Origin of the sequence: Neolewinella xylanilytica (assembly GCF_002934605.1) — a bacterium.
Classification (GTDB): domain Bacteria; phylum Bacteroidota; class Bacteroidia; order Chitinophagales; family Saprospiraceae; genus Neolewinella; species Neolewinella xylanilytica.
The window spans coordinates 298843-317042 of the sequence record NZ_PTJC01000006.1 but is presented as its reverse complement, the minus strand read 5'-3'; the positions used below and the strand labels follow the sequence as shown (position 1 = coordinate 317042).

At 60.1% G+C, this 18200-nt stretch carries 16 protein-coding genes; 10 read left to right on the top strand and 6 right to left on the bottom strand.

All coding sequences use genetic code 11. The features are described 5' to 3' along the window. Window positions 1-40: 40 nt before the first annotated feature. Entirely contained in the window at window positions 41-838 is a 798-nt protein-coding gene (locus CLV84_RS10560; RefSeq protein WP_104419762.1) for a hypothetical protein, read from the top strand. Window positions 839-1288: 450 nt separating this feature from the next. After that, window positions 1289-2284, top strand: coding sequence for a glycosyltransferase (locus CLV84_RS10555; RefSeq protein ID WP_104419761.1), 996 nt, complete (start codon window positions 1289-1291; stop codon window positions 2282-2284). Between the two features lie 676 nt (window positions 2285-2960). Here CLV84_RS10555 and CLV84_RS10545 read toward each other — a convergent pair. The 4 genes from CLV84_RS10545 to CLV84_RS10530 form a co-directional block, all read right to left on the bottom strand. Beyond that, on the bottom strand, window positions 2961-4433 hold the full coding sequence (locus tag CLV84_RS10545; RefSeq protein ID WP_104419759.1) for a helix-turn-helix domain-containing protein: 1473 nt from the start codon (window positions 4431-4433) through the stop codon (window positions 2961-2963). Between the two features lie 15 nt (window positions 4434-4448). Continuing rightward, window positions 4449-5045 (bottom strand): gliding motility lipoprotein GldD, encoded by a 597-nt coding sequence (gldD, locus tag CLV84_RS10540; protein ID WP_146088779.1) that lies wholly within the window; start codon window positions 5043-5045, stop codon window positions 4449-4451. A 48-nt stretch (window positions 5046-5093) separates the two neighbouring features. Beyond that, entirely contained in the window at window positions 5094-5435 is a 342-nt protein-coding gene (locus CLV84_RS10535; RefSeq protein ID WP_104419757.1) for a hypothetical protein, read from the bottom strand. Window positions 5436-5640: 205 nt separating this feature from the next. Beyond that, window positions 5641-6036, bottom strand: a complete 396-nt coding sequence (locus tag CLV84_RS10530; protein ID WP_245911551.1) for a transposase — start codon at window positions 6034-6036, stop codon at window positions 5641-5643. A 397-nt stretch (window positions 6037-6433) separates the two neighbouring features. Between CLV84_RS10530 and CLV84_RS10525 the strand changes: the two genes are divergently transcribed. Both CLV84_RS10525 and CLV84_RS10520 read left to right on the top strand, forming a co-directional pair. Further along, window positions 6434-7870, top strand: coding sequence for an ATP-binding protein (locus tag CLV84_RS10525; protein ID WP_104419755.1), 1437 nt, complete (start codon window positions 6434-6436; stop codon window positions 7868-7870). Between the two features lie 15 nt (window positions 7871-7885). Beyond that, on the top strand, window positions 7886-9559 hold the full coding sequence (locus CLV84_RS10520; protein WP_104419754.1) for an FAD-dependent oxidoreductase: 1674 nt from the start codon (window positions 7886-7888) through the stop codon (window positions 9557-9559). 21 nt (window positions 9560-9580) lie between these two features. On the opposite strand, the gene CLV84_RS10515 is transcribed toward CLV84_RS10520, so the two are convergent. After that, complete coding sequence (locus CLV84_RS10515) at window positions 9581-9850, bottom strand: hypothetical protein (protein WP_104419753.1); 270 nt, start codon at window positions 9848-9850, stop codon at window positions 9581-9583. A 115-nt stretch (window positions 9851-9965) separates the two neighbouring features. Between CLV84_RS10515 and CLV84_RS10510 the strand changes: the two genes are divergently transcribed. Continuing rightward, on the top strand, window positions 9966-11186 hold the full coding sequence (locus CLV84_RS10510; protein WP_211295246.1) for a bifunctional alpha/beta hydrolase/OsmC family protein: 1221 nt from the start codon (window positions 9966-9968) through the stop codon (window positions 11184-11186). Window positions 11187-11492: 306 nt separating this feature from the next. Here CLV84_RS10510 and CLV84_RS10505 read toward each other — a convergent pair whose 3' ends face one another. Next, on the bottom strand, window positions 11493-13247 hold the full coding sequence (locus CLV84_RS10505) for a glycoside hydrolase family 9 protein (RefSeq protein ID WP_104419751.1): 1755 nt from the start codon (window positions 13245-13247) through the stop codon (window positions 11493-11495). 100 nt (window positions 13248-13347) lie between these two features. Between CLV84_RS10505 and CLV84_RS10500 the strand changes: the two genes are divergently transcribed. The 5 genes from CLV84_RS10500 (at window position 13348) to CLV84_RS10480 (ending at window position 18126) form a co-directional block, all read left to right on the top strand. Further along, entirely contained in the window at window positions 13348-14721 is a 1374-nt protein-coding gene (locus CLV84_RS10500; RefSeq protein ID WP_104419750.1) for a sulfatase family protein, read from the top strand. 34 nt (window positions 14722-14755) lie between these two features. Beyond that, the gene (locus CLV84_RS10495; protein WP_104419749.1) at window positions 14756-15142 is read left to right on the top strand and encodes a hypothetical protein; all 387 of its coding nucleotides are present in this window, start codon (window positions 14756-14758) and stop codon (window positions 15140-15142) included. Window positions 15143-15309: 167 nt separating this feature from the next. Further along, on the top strand, window positions 15310-16221 hold the full coding sequence (locus CLV84_RS10490) for a hypothetical protein (RefSeq protein WP_104419748.1): 912 nt from the start codon (window positions 15310-15312) through the stop codon (window positions 16219-16221). Between the two features lie 20 nt (window positions 16222-16241). Further along, window positions 16242-17108: an MbnP family protein gene (locus CLV84_RS10485; RefSeq protein ID WP_104419747.1), complete on the top strand. Its 867-nt coding sequence runs from the start codon at window positions 16242-16244 to the stop codon at window positions 17106-17108. A 7-nt stretch (window positions 17109-17115) separates the two neighbouring features. Further along, a complete protein-coding gene (locus tag CLV84_RS10480; protein ID WP_104419746.1) occupies window positions 17116-18126 on the top strand; it encodes a cytochrome-c peroxidase in 1011 nt (336 codons plus the stop codon). Window positions 18127-18200: the final 74 nt, after the last annotated feature.

Genomic DNA, 18200 nt, shown 5'->3' with positions numbered 1-18200 from the left:
ATAGTTAGCACGCACGGCCCCGGGGGCGAAAACAGTTGTAATGGGTATGACCGGCGCCGCCGACCACCTACAAACCCTCACCCTCGACCAGCTGATCGAACTGCTCGAGGAAGCCCAACTGCACCACCCCGAGACCGTGGTAGCGGCCTGGGCGGAGCTGGAAAAGCGCGGCATCCCCCTACAGGAAATCCTCAATCGCCGACGCGCGCTGGCCGGGCGGATGGAGATGCACAAACGGGTGCCCCGCCCCTGGGTCGGGTCGGTAGCTCCTTCCGCTGAGGGCCCCGATGTACGTCGTATGGCTTCTGACTGGCTGGATGTAGGCCCGGTCAGTACGGAGGCCATCCTGAGCGCGCTGACCATTCTCATGGGGCTGCTGGCCTGTCTGCAACTGTACGGCTTATTCTTCAGCGGACTGATCCTGCTCCGACCCGCCGACTCGGTGGATGGCTTTACGCTGTACATTACGCTAATCGGGTGCGGGGCGGCCGTCGTATGCTTGCTGGCGGCCCTCCGACTCTGGCAGCGCCGCCGGGTGGGGTGGGTGCTTTCCTTCGCCTTTCTGCTCTTTCAGTGGCTTACCCCGGTTTCGGACCTGATCCGCTACGCGCTACTGGGCACCACCGACGTGTTCGCGGCGCGCACGGATCCGTCTCCCCTGCATCACGCCATCACCCTTTTTGCAGTGGGTAGCCTGCTTTACGGCCCGGGGCTTTATCTGCTCCTGCGGGTCCGCGTACGCAAGGTGTTCGACGTCCGGCAAGGTGCCGCACTGCGTACCGGATTGGTGGCCTGCGCGGTGCTGGTTGCCTTTAAATTATTGCTGTTCGGAGGCTGAGGCGGCGGGCAGTATGAGGGCGCCGGGGCGCGGGAACGATGCCGGTGACACCGGTCGGTGGATCGGACAGCTATTTTACTACATACAAATGCCATGAGGCACCATACAACTCGTCCTTTCGCTTTTTTTAGTTGGAGCCCGGCTAACGGTAGAAAAAGAACAACGGAATCCGGGTGCTGGGCAGGGTTCCCTTCGACAACCCCTCCGGTGCCCGCCGTACTTCCTTTTCGGACTTACCTTCGGAGCGGAAAAGGCGGAGTCCCCTCCGCGGAGCTCTCGGTGTTCGTCCGGTAATTTCATGGCCGACCAGCCATTCCTGCAGTGAGTTAAAGGACGTATTCCCCATGCCCTACACAAAAGGAACCATAGGATGCTGCCTGGGAGCTTTACTGCCACCTCGGCCCCGCAAACTTGCGCGGCCGGTGGAGGTTTGATAAAAAACGTGACTACTTGCGCGACCTCGACGCCCGTTCCGAACATACCCTGATCTGCTGCCTCGACTGGGGGCTGGGACACGCCGCCCGTAGTTTGGCGCTCGCCCGGCAACTGCAGCATGGAGGGTTGCGCATCAGTTGGGCGAGTAGCGGTCCGGCCGCGGAGATGCTGCGGCGGGAATTGCCCGACACCGAGATTCACGAACTGCCCCCTTACCGCGTACGCTACGATACCAAGTCCATGGTATGGAACGTAGCCCGACAGGCCTACTTCTGGCGCAAAACCATCAAGGCGGAACACCGGGCGACGGCGGAACTCGTGAAGAAGCTGGGTATCGACCGGATCATTTCGGATAGCCGCTTCGGCTGCTACCATGCGGAGGTCCATTCCGTCTTTCTGACTCACCAACTGCACCCGATCACTCATTTCGCGCCTGCCACGACCGTTTACCGGTGGCAGCTGGGCCGATTTGACGAGTTCTGGGTGCCGGATCATCCGGGGCACGATCGGCTGAGCGGCAAGCTTTCCGATCCGGCGGGCTACGAGAACGTCCAGTTTATCGGCCCCCTGCCCCACATCATGCCCCGGGAGGGCCAACCGGAATACGATCTGCTGGCCCTGCTTTCCGGACCGGAGCCGATGCGCAGCCGCCTGGAGGAGATCGTCGTACCCCAGCTCGAATCGCTTGCTCAATCCACCCACATCGTGCGGGGCTTACCGGCTACGGCGCAATCACTGCATACTTCGCTGGATTACACCAACTTCACGGATACGGCTACCCTATCTCCCCTGCTGACGGCTGCCCGCTTCGTAATCGCGCGACCGGGCTATTCCACGCTGATGGATCTGCGGGCCCTGAACAAAAAGGCGATCCTCATTCCCACTCCCGGCCAAACCGAGCAAATGTATCTGGCACAGCGTGCGCAGTTACAGGGTTGGGCGGTGGCGGTGATGGACCAGGACAAACTGGACGTGGAAAAAGCTTTGAAACGGCTGATGCAGAGCGGCTAGCCTTCACGGACCGGCAAAATACCCTATCTTCTCTTTGTCGCACCTAAAGGTTGGCTTGTGAGAGGTTATCTGTCCCTGTTGTTCGTCTTAGGCCTAATCGGCACCTTGGCCGCGCAGCGAACCAGGCTAACAGCTGCGTATCCAAGCAGTGGAAGCTTTAGTTTCGGCGTGGCTTATTTCGGCTTGACGGATGAGGTAGGCGGCGGCGTTCATCACCGGGAGCGCACGTACCTCACTAACGTGGGATATAAAATTAGCAGCCGCTGGTCTACGCTAATTCAAGCCAACATTATCCGATCGAATGTAGAGCCCGAGCCACATGTGCAGACCACGGCCCTCCTATTCACCGGAAGCGTACAGCACGACTTTGTTCCCGATAGCCCACACCGGCTGTTCGCGCAGTTGGGGGTGGCAACCGGAGACTTTTGTACCTGCGGCGATCGCCTTCCACGAATTGATCCGGGCTTGGTTTACGTACAATACGGGGCAGGTATTAACGTCAGGATTTGGCGGCAGGTGTATATCGATATTGCCTTCGAGGCCAACACGATATTGTCGGGTCCCGAGGACGCTTACAACTACAATGTTGGGACAGTGGGCCTGCATTTCGAGAACCTTTTTTCGGTAAGGCGGTAGCCGCCGCAACGTAGCCAGGGGCTAGCGAACACGTGGTCCGTCACCTAAGCCCCTGAAGCGCCTCCTTCATCGCCAGGTACTGCTCACGGGCTTTCACCACTTTGGGTGGGGCAGCCCGCACCCGGCAATCCTCGATCGGGCAGCGCTCACAGGTCGTGTTTACGATTACGTGGGGGATGGCCGGGTCGTCCAAAAAGGCAATTTCTTTACGAACGGTATCGGTGATCAGCAAACCCAGCGTGACGCTGACGTTCTTTCCGGGCCGGGGGTAATCGGTGCGGGCTAACGTAAGACAGAGGTACTCGTCGTCGGTGCCGAAGTATTTACTTCGTTGGGCTTCGATCCGTATATCGTTATCCGATTCGGCGGAGAGACGGTGGAGCAGGTTGATACTGATCCAGCGCCGGCAATAATGCTCGAGTAGTCCGTTCTCGTGGGGATGGTGCCGCCGGCTGAGGTGAAGTTCCTTGTCGATTACGAAATCGTCCGTACCCCGATCATGAACGAAGCGGAGGAAAAACATATCCCGCATCCCGAAGAATTCCGGGATAACGTTCGTCAGCCGGTGATAAAACATCTCCGGTGTAGCATTGAAACGCAGCATGAGATCGCGGAAGGCCTGCATATCCCAGCTTTCTCTTCGAAAAAACAGCCGCAACTCTTCCACGAAGGGAAGCAGAGGCAGGTGCAGGGCCACGCTGAAGTAGGTTGCCTTACTGTGGTTGAGCACCTCCTCGAAGATGCGGCCACGGAGGATGCTGCTGGTATTGGCCCGGTCCTTCAGTTTGAGGTGATTGAAGGCGATCTCCTTGCCGAACTGGAAGCCGCGCTGTACGGGCGACAGCTTCCCGTTGAGGAGTAGCCGTTTCGAAGACGGTACGTAAACCGAACGCAGCCCTTCCAGGGCGGGCAGATCGTTGAGTCCGTCGGGAACAATCTCGTAGCCGAAGCGGTCCTCCAGTAATTCGCCGAGTATGCGCGGGGGAAGCGGACGGACGGCCGGCAGATTGAACTGCTCCGCGAAGGTGTCCACGGCACGTTCCAGTTCCGGAAAATAATTAGCGTTGAGCTCGAGGTAAGATCGCAGGGCGGCGAAGTAAAAGTTTTCCTCCCGCAGCGCGTAGCTGCGACTAATTTCGAGCAGCGTACTGATAAACGCGCCGACCTGGAGGGGGGCGGCGGCAATGATTTCGGCTACCTTACTGAGCTCGATCCCAAAAAGTTCCAGTGGCAGTTCGTTCAGAAAGTTGGACTTCAGCAGTTCGCTGACGGGGGCTAGCTCCCGGCCGAGATCGTCGTTGGTGAGTTCATCCGCGGAGGTACCGAGGGCGGTAGCGAGTTGGTGTACCTTATCCCGTTTGGGAAATTTTTTCCCTTTCTCGATCTCGTTCAGGTAAGAGAGCGAAATGCCGGTCTGCTTGGACAACTGGTCGAAGCTGAAGCCCTGCTGTAGGCGCAGTTGCTTGACTTTCAGACCGAAAATGATGCGCTCGTTGGCGGTTTTTGCCCTCATTGGGGGCAATTTACATTACTCCGTCCACTCCAGGCTCTCTACGATCCGGAAGATATCTTTCTTCACGTACGCGACGACCGGCGCCAGGGAATCAGGATCTACCCGGGTATCGAAATAGAGGGCACCCCGAAGAAAGTGATCGGTGGTGTCCGTAAGGAAAAACTGAAAGGGGCTAGCCGCCGGACCCGCGATGTCGAAGGCTACGCCATGGACGTCGGCGTCTTCGCGGTGAACGACGATCTCTTCGATATTGCTGGCCCGCTGGTTGTGTACCCCGACTAGCTCGAAGGCTTCGTCCCGCAGCTCTTCCCATTGGGCGTAGGAACTGACCGGGTAGTAGCTGAAGTGGATGCTGCCGTTCAGGGCAGGGGCCAGCTTTAGATCAAACCAGCACGGATCGGCCGGCGCCTCATCGAAGAAGTTGGTTTCCTGAACGACCTCGGAGGAGGCGGGGCGCTCGAAGGTGAACTGGCAATAATCGGCAGCCAGCGGCAGGTAGGCCCGCTCGGGAAAGTCTACCCGGGGGTAAGAGCGGGGCTTGGGGACGGGCGGGATATCCTCGCCGCAACCGAGCATAAAAAAAGGGAGGCAACAGAGCAAAAGCAATCGCATACGATGCTTAACGTCCCGTACCTCCCTTCGGATTGCCGTGGGGCAAGATTACTTCCAGGCGCTGCACCTCGTGCCGGTTTCGGTCTTGAGAATCACCTGGCGGCGGACGGTGTCGCCCTTCTCGACGGACAGTACGTAGCGACCCGCCGGCAACTTGTCCAGCGACAGGCTGACACCGTAACCATTGTGGTGTTTGACGCGGTCGCTGAAGTATTCGATGTCTTGATCGAGGTTGGTGAGGCGGACGACGGTGCGTTCCTGTTCGAGATTGGCCAGGACAAGCTCCAGCCGGTTATCCTCGACGAAGCTGCGAGTGATCAGGGGTTCTACGGTCGTGGCCGTGGCGGGGACGGTAGTAGCGAGAGCGAGAGCGAATAGTAGGGATTTCATGGCTAATGGATTGTGGGATGATGGTTTGCAACTGAGGCAGTTAGGTTGAATGACGCTAAGGTGGGGGCAGCGTTGCATCGACCACGAATTTTCCCGATGACCCAAGGAAGAATGTCGACGAATTCGGGCTACGGTGGTGGAATTAAGCATTACATACCCTGGTAAAGATGCCTTGCCCACCCTAGCTAGGTCGATCGCCCCCGGTTCAGGCGACGTATTCCCTTGCGAACCCGACTTCGTTTTCCGTCTGCAAATCGATCATTTCCTCCAGGGATGATTTCCTCCGGTGGTGGGCTCCCTGCCGCCCATACCCACGCTGCCAGCCGGAAAAGTGGGGAAAGCGTCTCGCTTCTTTGATGTATGATGTAGCACCCAGTTTTATGTCCTTTACCAGCGAAGCCGGTGCTATCGACCGGTCGAGGGAGCATACGATGGGTAAGTGATCTTCCACCCCACCGACTGGAAAAGACACGCATCGCTTATTTCTTAGGATACCGCAGATACACTTAAACGGCTCCTCCCGGTTCGGCTTCGTGAGGGTTGGCCGCCGGTACTTGGTGGAGAAGACAATCGGGTAACCACTGGAAACGTAAGCGTTCATTTTTTCGGCTAAGGACCGCTTGCTCGCTCTCATGTGGTGAGAGTTGTGTTAAATATGCGCTTTGCCCGGTCTTTTTTACCCGTCTTACGGGATACCGCCCCGGGGTTCGACCGCGCTGCGGTCGGGAAATCGGGCCATTCCCGTAGCGTGGGGTCGTGACCCCACGCTACGGGTCTTGAACCGCGCTGCGGTTCCTCTTACCCGCGGGCCCCTAAAGACCGCAGCGCGGTCAAACCCGAAATCCTACGAAGCATTCGTAGGCGACCAGGCCCAGGTTGTACAAAAACAGCAACCCCGTTCAAAAACCCTTCACCCGCGCCCCGCCGCAAAACGCATTTACTCAGGGTTCTCCGCAAGAAAACTGACCCAAAATGCCATTCCGCGGGTTATACCCCTGATGACTGCCACCTCCCCCCAAACGCTGACGAAAACGCCGGACCTCCAGGAGCGGCTCCGTGCCTTCGATATCTTCCACGAAGTCGACGACGATGCGTTGGCGTGGCTGGTGAAGCAGTCCAGCTACGTTTGCTACCCAAAGGGAACGCATATCTTCCGCTCGGGGGAACCCGCCGACCACATGCAGGTATTGCTGACGGGTAGCTACGTCATTCAGCGGGAAAGCAACGGCCGCCGGAAGGAGCTGGGAATGTGGAAAGCTCCCTACGTTACCGGCGTGCTGCCCTTCAGCCGGATGCACGAAACCGGGGCGGACGGCATCTGCCTGGAAGACACTAAAGTGCTCGAACTACACCGCGGCTGCTTCGTGGAGATGGTCAACGTCAGTTACGACCTGACGCAGGCCCTGGTAGCGGTCATGACCAATCGCGTCCGGGACTTCCAGCAAATGCGGCTCATGGACGAAAAGCTCATGGCGCTGGGGAAAATGAGCGCGGGCCTCGCACACGAACTGAATAACCCGGCTTCGGCGATCGTTCGCAGCAGCCAGGAGCTCCACAAACACCTGGTACAAACGCCGGACCGCTTCAAGTCCGTTGTGACGATGCGCGTAAGTTTGGAAGACATCGACCGGGTGAACGAGGTGCTCTTCGACCGCATCGCCAGCACGGAGCATGACACCGAGGAGGAACTCGGGCTAATGGAGCGGGAGGAGCGCCTGGACGAGCTGCTGGACTGGCTGGAGGATCACGGGGTGGACGAGGCAGACCGCATCGTAGATACCTTCGTCGACTGGAACTTCCGCACCGAGCACTTCGAGCAGCTGGCCGCTGTCATTCCGGAGGCAGCGATTCAACCGCTCTTCTGGTGGATCGAAACCAACCTCACCACGGAAAGCCTGGTCAACGAAATACAGGCGTCGAGCAGTCGCATTGCCGAACTGGTGCAGTCGATCAAATCCTACAGCCATATGGACCAGGAGCCCAGCCTGGAAATGGTGAACGTGCACGAGGGCTTGAAGTCGACCTTCATTATGCTCTACCATGCCTTTAAGAAAAAGAACGTCCGCATCAAGAAGGAACTAGGTAAGGACATACCGCGGGTGAAGGCCCTCGCCGGTGAATTGAACCAAGTGTGGACCAATCTGCTTTCCAATGCGCTGGACGCGCTTCCGGCCGACGGTTCGGGGGAACTGACCTTGCGGACGTTCCAGGAGCGCGATTGCGTATGCGTGGAGTTCGAGGACAACGGGCCCGGTATTCCCGAAGCCATCCAGAGCCGGATCTTCGAACCCTTCTTTACGACCAAGGGCGTCGGCGAGGGTACGGGCATGGGCCTCGACATCGTCCGCCGCGTCATCGACCACCACAATGGATACGTCAATGTCGACAGCGAGCCCGGCCGTACCGTTTTCCGCGTTTGCTTCCCCATTCAGTAGCACTACTAATACACTATGGCTAGAGACCGCAAACCCATCATCCTGACGGTCGACGACGACGAGCAGGTCCTGCGATCACTGAAGCGCGACCTGCGCAATCAGTACAAGGAAGACTACCGCATCGTAACCACCACCAGCGCCGTGGAAGCCCTGGACGCGGTGCAGGACATGAAGAAGAAGGGGGAAACCATGGCGCTCTACCTCTGCGACCAGCGGATGCCGGAAATGCTGGGGGTGGACTTCCTCGAGCAGGCCAAGAAAATCTACCCCAGCGCCAAACGGGTACTCATCACCGCCTACAGCGATACGGACGCCGCCATCAAGGCAATCAACGCAGTTCAGCTGGATTACTACCTGCTCAAGCCCTGGGATCCACCGGAAGAAAAACTTTACCCGATCCTCGACGAGCTGCTCGAAGACTGGAAACTCTCCTACCGTCCGGAATTCGAGGGGATCCGGGTAGTCGGCTACCAGTACTCCCCCAAATCCCACAACATCAAGGACTGGCTGGCCGCCAACCTGCTGCCCTACGAGTGGATCGATGCCCGTAGCCCCAAGGGGGAAGAACTCATCCAACTCCACGAATGCAGGGTGCGGGAATTGCCCCTGGTCATTATGGAGGATGGCGACGTACTAAGCGATCCCGCACTCGACGAACTAGCCGAAAAGCTGGGCATGAGCGCAACGGTCAGCGACGAGCTGTACGACGTGGTCATCATCGGCTCCGGCCCCTCCGGTATGGCCGCGGCGGTGTACGGCGGCTCGGAAGGACTCAAGACCCTAGTGGTGGAAAAACGGGCCCCGGGCGGCCAGGCGGGTAGTAGCAGCCGCATCGAAAATTACCTCGGATTCCCCAGCGGCTTGTCCGGTTCCGAACTGACCCGCCGCGCCATGGCCCAGACCCTTCGCTTTGGCGTTGAGGTGGTCAGCCCCCGCGAAGTGACCGGGATCGAGATCCGCGACGGCTACAAAATTCTCAGCCTGGACGACGACAGCACGGTAAAGACGAAAGCCGTCATTCTGACCACCGGGGTCCAGTACCGAAAACTGAACGCGGAAGGAGCCGATAAATTCAACGGTGCCGGGGTGTATTACGGGGCGGCCATTACGGAAGCGAAGTCCTGCGAGAACCGGAACGTCTTCGTGATAGGTGGTGGGAACAGCGCGGGGCAGGGAGCGGTCTACCTCTCGAAATACGCCCAGTCGGTCACCATACTGATTCGGAAACCCGACCTGACTTCCAGTATGTCCAGTTACCTGATCGACCAGATCGATACCATCGACAACATCACCGTACAGGGCTACCGCGAGGTGGTTAAGGTATGCGGCGACGACGATCACGTGCAACGCCTGGTGCTCGAAAACCTGGAGGATCAATCTACCTACGAAGTGGAAGCCGACGCCCTCTTCATCTTCATCGGCGCCCGCCCCCGCACGGAGTGGCTCGAGCGCGGCCAGATCATGACAGACAAGCGCGGCTTCGTCATCACAGGCCGGGACCTACTCGCCACCGAGGAACGCAGCCACGGCTGGCCCCTGGAACGGAATCCCTACCTGCTCGAAACCTGCCAGCCCGGCATCTTCGCCGCCGGCGACGTACGCAGCGGTGCCATGAACCGCGTCGCCTCCGCCGTAGGAGAAGGTGCGATGGCGATCAAGTTCGTGCATGCGTACCTGGATGATTTTTAGCGGAATAGCGCTCGCTGCGCTCTACCTAAACGCAGCCTCGTAAAGCGCGTAAAGCGCCAAAGCCACCTTCAGCAGCAAAGACAGAAACTCCAGCCAGGGCTTTTTTTCCGCCAATCGGTTGGTTTCCTTAGTCGGAGTGAGGGGATAGGTGACGAAGACGACGATCATATCCCGTATTCGCTCCCGCTCTTTGGGTTGGGCGTCGGTGGTCCGGTCACTTTGCCGTATTTTTTTGCCCCCGGGATCTTGGTCTTCGGTGCGGCTGGGGTTTTTGGTGTTATGGGCTGACATGCTTTGATTTTGAGACGATGACTCCCTAAAGCGGCTTCGGTGTAGGCATTACAAAGCTAATCACTTCTCCCCGTAATTACAACAAATTGTTTTACAAAATACAATTTCAAACAAATTGAAACTTACCTTTCCCAACAGTGCGGGAGTGCAACTGGCCGCCCGCCTGGACTTGCCCGTTAATCGTCACCCTCACGCCTTTGCCCTCTTCGCCCACTGCTTCACCTGCGGCCACACGCTGACGGCCATGCACAACATTACCCGCGAGCTAAACCTGCACGGTATTGCAGTCCTGCGGTTTGATTTCACCGGTATCGGCGAAAGCGAAGGGGATTTTGTAGATACCAGCTTTACCACCAATATCTCCGATCTCGAAGATGCCGCCAACTATTTAGCCGAACACTACGAAGCTCCCGGCCTACTGGTCGGACACAGCCTCGGGGGCGCCGCCGTACTCTGCGCTGCGAACCGTATCCCCTCGGTCAAGGCGGTAGTGACAATCGCCGCTCCCTTTGCGCCGGACCACGTGTCCCAGCACTTTCGCGACAAGATTGAAACCATCGCCAGGGAGGGCAAAGCCACGGTGGACATCGGGGGGCGACCGTTCAAGATCGGCAAGCAATTCATCGACGACCTGGAACATCACCGGTTGGACGATAATATCCAAAACCTCGATGCCGGGCTACTGATTCTGCACAGCCCCCAGGACCGAACGGTATCCATCGATGAAGCAGCCAAGCTCTACACCGCGGCGCGACATCCGAAAAGCTTCGTTAGCCTCGACGGCGCCGATCACCTGCTCTCCGACGGCGCCGATAGTCACTACGCGGGTCGCGTGATCGCCGGCTGGTCGGATCGCTACCTGCCCGTTCCGGAGAAGGATCCGATCCGAAGCAATCATGGCGTGGCCGTCCGCCTGGGGCAGGAAGGATACACCACCGAGATCATGGTCCGCCAGCACTACCTCACCGCCGACGAACCGGTAAAAATCGGCGGTAACGATTACGGTCCCGGCCCCTACGAGCTCATCAGCGCCGGCCTGGGGGCCTGCACGGCCATGACCATCCAGATGTACGCCCGCCGCAAAAAGTGGGTGATCGAAGCAGTGGAAGTACACCTGGACCACCAAAAGGACTACGTCCAGGATATGCAGGACGCCGGCGAGAAGAAGCCGAAAATCGACCACTTCAAGCGCGTTATTATCCTCAAGGGGGATCTCACGGACGAACAGCGGCAGCGATTGTTGGAAATAGCCGACCGTTGCCCCGTACACCGGACCCTGCACGAAACGGTGCAGGTGACAACGGTCTTGCAGGAGGCAGAGGAGAAAGCGCGATAAAACACGGGGTGGAAGCCGGTAGCTTCTTCTCCGAATACATACGTACTCCAAAAACCCTTCCGTAGTCGGTGGTAATCGCTACTCCTCCCCGATCCGATAGGGAATCGTTCGCTACTTCGGCTGGACCCGGAGGAGCAATGCGCGCCCTATCCGTTTTCGCAACTCGTCCGCCGACCTACTTGGCGGATAATCCGGTTACGAGGTGGGTTTCCAATGTCGGGTCGGCCGTTAATTAGCGGATGTAGCGCTCGATGGTGGATTTGACCCTTTTATATTCTTGGCGATATTTCGAAATACTTGAACGAATTAGTTGCCGGTTTGCGCCGCAACATATTCCATAAATCCGCTGACGTAGCTGAAGGGGGCGTTCCAGTTCAGGCAAATTTCGTTGCTGGCGTAGCTCGGCGTCTGATCCGCCCAGCTTTGCATGGGGGCGGCGTTCGGCTTATAGGTGGTTTCCGGCCGATCCTGTTGGGCGGCATTCGGCCCCCCGGAGAGCAGTCCGGGGACCGGTTCGTCGATGCCGTCGCTCGCACTCGGGCGGTGGTGGATGAACATAGGGTGGCGTTCACCGAAGCCCGTCAGGTAACAAACGGCATTGGGGTTGTGCCCCAGGATGTAGTTCATCGAATGACCGATCGCGTCGATGTATTCCCGGCGGGGGCGGCGTAGGTGGGCGGCGGCCATTACCATCGCGGCGTTCATCACGTCCGAATTGCTGCCCCACCCGAATTCCGTAATGGGCTGGAAGTAGGCATTCGACTCGGTCCGTTGCACTAGGCTGTCGGCGAGGGTGACCACCAGGCCTTCCAGATGGTCGTACATCTCCCGGGGCACGCGGTCGGGGAAGCGGAGCAGGGTGAAAGCAGCCATATTGGCCATGTAGCTCGTCCACCCCACCCCGGCGCCGAAGCGCACCCGGGGCGGATGCTCCTGCAAATCGTTGTAGAATTCCTGCTCGCCGGTGGTGGCGAAAAGCTCGGCGGCGGCCCAGGCCTGCTCGTCGTCGGAATTATTGTCCCCGTACTGGCCGGTGCTTACGTCAGCGGGATTGCGGAAAAAAGCATCCGGGTTGTTCCCCGCCCACGACCAGGCCCGGCGGGAAGCCGCGAGCAGGCGGTCGGCGTAGTCGGCGTCGTAATCCCGGTACACCCGCGACGCCTGGGCGGTAGCCGCGGCGAAGTTCAGGGTAGCCGTAATGCTCTTACCCACTACGTAGCGCCGGCCCGACCCCGCTTCCGGCATCACCATCCCGTCGAATGCCAGGGTAGTCAGTTTATGGTAGAGCCCGCCGTCCTCGTCCTGCATGGTGAGCATCCAGTCCAACTCGTACTTCAGTTCGTCGAGGTAGTCGCTCTTGCCGTTGCCGCTTTCGGGAATATTCAGCGCGCCGTCCGCGGCCGGGTCCCCCACGTCTTCGTACAGCGCCAGGTATTGACCGACGGGAAAGGCGCCGTTAACGATGTATTTGTTGTAATCGCCGGCATCGTACCAGCCGCCGGGGCTGCTCAGCGTGCCTTCCGACCGCCCCGAAGAAGGGTGGTAATACACCGTGGTATCCAGATGCCCGGCCGCCCGTGCCCATTTACCGGCGTGTACTTCCGGCAACTCCGCCCCGGCCCGCTGGTAGTACAGGCCACGCATCGAACCCACGAAAACGTCCCGCAGCACACTGTCCTGAACCCGGAACGGGTACGAATACCCGACCTCGGGGACGTAAATGCGGTATTCACCCACCGGCAGGGGATCTACCGTACCGGTCCGGGCGGTGACGCCGGCCAGGTCCTGCCAGTTGACCGAGTCGCTCAGGGTTCCCTCGTAAACGGTCGAATCCCCCTTCGCATCGGTAACGTAAAAAACGGAAGTCGCCACCGCTCCCGGGCTGACCGCCTGGGTATCGGCGCAAGTGAAGCGAATGGGCTGATCGGGATAGAATCCTACCTGGTTCAACTGAATGGCGGGGGTGGTTTGGTCCGCATAGGCGGGAGGTCCCTCGCCCGCGTCCGAGGAGCAGGCAGTGTACAATAGCGTAAGAAAAGCAAACAATAGGGGGAAGCGCATTAGGTGGAAACTTTACGCGGCAATATATGGGCGCCGGAGCGCAGGAAAAAGTGGAACGCAGGCGGAAGTCCCAATTCACGACGCATTGTACCTTCAAGGCATGCGCGCAATCGGCTACCTACTTCCCCTCCTGCTGGCCTGCGGTCGGCCGGCCGCTTCGGTCTCCCCGGCGGTGGAGCTGCCGAACATCGTCCTCATCTTCACCGACGATATGGGCTACGCGGATATCGGCGCCTACGGCGGCGACCACGTCACGACGCCCCACCTCGACGCCCTCGCGGAGGAGGGAGTCCGCTTCACCGATTTCCGGGTAGCCCAGGCCGTATGTACCGCCAGCCGCGCGGCCCTGATGACGGGCTGCTACCCGAACCGGGTGGGGCTACGCGGCGCCCTGGACCATACCGCCAAGGCCGGACTGGCGCCGGAGGAGGTCACCGTAGCGGAAGTACTGAAGGCCGAAGGCTATCGCACGGCGATGGTCGGCAAGTGGCACCTCGGGCACTTCCCCCCTTACCTACCCACTAACCAGGGTTTCGACAGCTATTTGGGCATCCCCTACAGCCACGACATGTGGGGCGGTCACCCCCAGGAGTGGGCCCAAACGTATTTCCCCGCCCGCGTGCCGCTCCTACGGGATACGATGCTGCTCGATAGCCTGTCCGACTTCACCCAACTCAACCGCCTGTACAATCAAACCGCGGTGAAGGTCATCGACGAGCACGATCCGGCCGGGGGTCCGCTCTTTCTCTACCTCGCCCATTCCCTGCCCCACGTGCCCCTGGCCGAAGATCCCGATTACCTCGACCCCACCGGCCAGGGGCTGTACGCCGACGTGATATCCGAGATCGATGCCGGAGTCGGGGAGATCCGGGATAAGCTCACGGCCAAGGGAATGGCGGAAAATACCCTCATCATCTTCAGCAGCGACAACGGTCCCTGGCTCAGCTACGGCGACCACGCCGGGCGTACCCCCTTCCGCGAGGGCAAGGCTACCAGCTTCGAAGGCGGCGTGCGGGTTCCGCTGATCACCCACTGGCCCGGCCATACGCCGGCGGGCAAAGTAAGCGTCGCGAACCTGATGACGATCGACGTCCTCCCCAGTCTGGCTAAACTCGTCGACGCTCCCCTACCCGACCGGACGCTGGACGGGCACGAACGACTGGACGATTTCCTCGGCATCTCCGCCGGTCCCTCCCCCGAACCCTACGCCATCTACTGGCTAGACGACCTGCAGGCGGTGGTGAGCGCGGACGGCCGGTTCAAACTGCATTTACCCCACCGCTACTCGACCCTGGGGGACCAGTCACCGGCCACCGGAGGCATGCCCGTGAAGTACCGGCAGGATTCCATCGGTCTAGCGCTTTTCAATCTGCGGGAAGACCCGGGCGAAGCGAAGAACTTGGCGGATCGGCACCCTGACATTGTTCGGGATTTGACGGCTTTCAGCGTACGAAAAGGGGCGGAACTGCAGTAGACTCCGCGCAAAACTTTTTACCTTTGCGGTACCGATGAAGCAGTTGCTGTCCATATCATTTGTCGCCCTTCTCCTGCTCCAGGCGGGAAGCGAGGCCGTCATGATCCAGTGGCAGCAACACGCCCGCGAAAGCTTCGCCGAGCTGTTCTGCGTCAACCGGGCCCTGGAAGATATCCCCATGTGCTACGGCTCCTGCCAGATGCCGGACCTCTACGCGGGCCTGACCGACGATACCGGCAAGGACGAACTCGCCCCCGGGGCTTCCTCGCCGGCCCAGTCCGTTTATCTTCCCGTCCGCCTGACCGTGCTACCGGCGCGCCCCATGCCACCGGCGCCGTCGCGGCTCGTTCGACCCCGCACGGAACCCGTCCTCCAAGGCGGCGATCACCGTCGGGCTAGTCTGCAGCCACCACTCGCGTAGGCTAGCCGTACGCCCGTATGCCCGCCCGGCCGCACTGGTCGGATAGCCTTTGCTAATGCTGGCGGAGTGCTACGAGCGTGCCGTATGAGTTCCGGCAATTCCGTGCCCGTCCTTCCGCGACGGATCGTTCCGGTGCGCGGTTCCTTTTAATTTCAAGTCTGATTTTTATGCTTTACCGCTATCTCGCGGCACTGGTGATCGCCGGTGTCCTGCCCGCGGCTGCCTACGCCTGCGACGCCTGCGGCTGTGGCATCGGCGGCGGTGGCTTCGGCCTCCTCTCCGTGTACCGCAACAATTACGTGGGGCTCACCCACGGGTACGTTCCCTTCCGCAGCCGCCTGACCAGCGGGGAGTACACGGGGACGGAGGACGTCTTCCACACCACCGAGCTCTTTCTGCGCTACGAGCCCCTCTTCCGCGTACGCGCCGACGTCTTCCTACCCTACCGACACAACCTGCGCCGCGGTCCGGCGGGCGATCAGTCGCTGAGTGGATTGGGAGACGTACGGCTGGGACTATCCTATGTCCTTACGGACGGGCAGCCCCTCGGCGTCGGCCTTTGGTCGGTATACTGGGAAGCCGGCCTGACCGCCTCCCTGCCCACCGGGCGGTACGAAGACGACCTGCTCGACAGCCACTATCTGCCCGACAACTTTACCCCGGGCAAGGGAGCGCTGGGCGTGGGTGCTCAAACGGCCCTGGTGCTATCCAACGGCAAATGGGGGCTGGCCGTCAACGCCCGCCACCAACGCTACGGCAAAAGCTCGCCCTACTACCGCTTCGGGGCCGAAACGGAGGCCGGCGGCCGCGTCTTCGGGCAATTCGTCCACGATCCCCACTGGAAGATCATCCCCTACGTCGGCATCAGCCGCGAGCATACCGCCGCCAACACTACGGTGGGCGAGCAGCCGGTGCACGCTACCGGCGGAGCAAGCTGGCTGGCTAGCGGAGGGGTCAACGTCCGCTACGACGACCTCACCCTCGCCCTGCACGTGGCACAGCCGCTGGGATCGCACTACTCGGACGGTCTGGCGGAGGCCGGCCTGCGCGCTACCGCCTCGGTTCTCTTCAATTTCTAATCCCATCAACCTACCATACCATGAATTCTTCCTTCCCCTACCTCTTTATTTTTCTTAGCCTGCTACTCCTTACGGCCTGCGACGACGACGTCATCACCCCCGCCACCGGCGATACCGGCACGGTGGAGATCGAATTCGAAAACGTCTTCGGACCGCAGACCAACCAACGGAGCTTTGGCCTCGGCGATACGACCGATACGGAGTTCCCCTACGCCAACGCCCTCGACCAGCCCTACCGCGTCACCTATCTGAAGTACTACGTCAGCGAGATCGTACTGGAGGGACCGAACGGGGAACGCTACGAAGAACCGATCGACGTCACCGCCACCAGCGCCCGTGGCTTTCACCTCGTGGACGCTACACGGCCGGAAAGCATGGTCTTCGACCTGGCCGATGTGCCGAGCGGTACCTACAACAGCATGAGCTTCACCCTCGGTGTCGACAGCACCCACGTACTGGAGGGGGCGGCCGGCGGTGACCTCGACCCGGTCGACAGCGGCATGTTCTGGAGCTGGAACGCGGGCTACGTCGCCTTTAAGTTCGAGGGACAGAGCCCGGACAGCCCCGGTGGTGCGCACGGCAACTCCCTGGTGCCGGGAACGCCCAACGGAATGGTCTTTCACCTCGGTGGCTGGAAAGACATCGAGGGTACCGTACTGCGAAATAACAACCAGCGCGTGACGATCGACTTCCTCGACCGGGCGACCGTAAACGACAATCAGAGCCCGACCATTCATCTGGAATTCGACGTCAACTCAATCTTCGACGGCCCCGGCGGCACCATCGATTTCGGACAGAGCAACGTCAACATGCACAGCCCGGTGGACGCCACTCCGCTGATCCGGAATGCCACGGCCGGCTTCCGCTACGACCACATACACCAGTAAGCTGTCGATGTACCGCTATTTACTACCGTACTTCTGCCTGCTCCTGTTCGCCTGTGAACGGGAGCAGGCGGGTCCGGCCATCGACCCGTATACCTTTGTCTCGCCGGAGCATTTCCCACCGGTCGCCTACGATTTCGACCGCAACCCCGTTACCGAGGACGGCTTCAAGCTGGGCAAACGGCTCTTCGAGGATTCGCGCCTCTCCCGCGACGGCTCCGTCAGCTGTTCGAGCTGTCACCAGCAGGTTACCGCCTTTGCCGATCCCCAGCACCGCCTGAGCGTGGGGGTGGAGGACCGCGTAGGGGTGCGTAATGCACCGGGCCTGTTCAACCTCGCCTTCCGCAGCGAGTACATGTGGGACGGGGGAGTGGTCCACCTTGACTTTGCCGGCGTACCAGCCATCGAATCCGAAGTCGAACTGGACAATAGCCTCGCCGTCATCGTGGACCGTCTCCGGGCGGACGCCACCTATCCGGAAGCCTTTCGCCGGGCCTTCGGGACCGACACCGTTACCTCCGGACTGATGCTGCAGGCACTGAGTCAGTACCAAGCCATGCTCATGTCCGACCGCAGTAAGTACGATGACGTGATCACGGGGCGCAACGGAGCGGCATTTTCGGCGACGGAAGCGCAGGGAGAAGCAATTTTCGTGGATCGGTGCGCGGGTTGCCACGCCGGACCCCTGCAAACCGACAACAGCTACCGCAACAACGGACTCGACGAAAGAAACGTCGCGGATTTCGGCCGGGAAACCATAACCCACAATCCCGCCGACCGGGGAAAATTCCGGGTACCCAGTCTCCGCAACATCGCCCGGACACCGCCCTACATGCACGACGGTCGCCTTGCCAGCCTGGATGCCGTTCTGGAGCATTACGCCGAAGGTATCCGCCACTCCCCTACCCTGGATCCTCGCCTGGAAGAGCCGATCCGGCTGACGGAGCAGGAACGAACGGCGCTGATCGCCTTCCTGGAAACGCTGACGGATTGGGAGTTTCTGGCGGACCCGAGATTCTAGGACAAGGTTTCTACCTGCGCGCCGGCGCCATAATGTCCTGCCGGCAAGCCACGTTTCCTTCACGGTGGGTATCG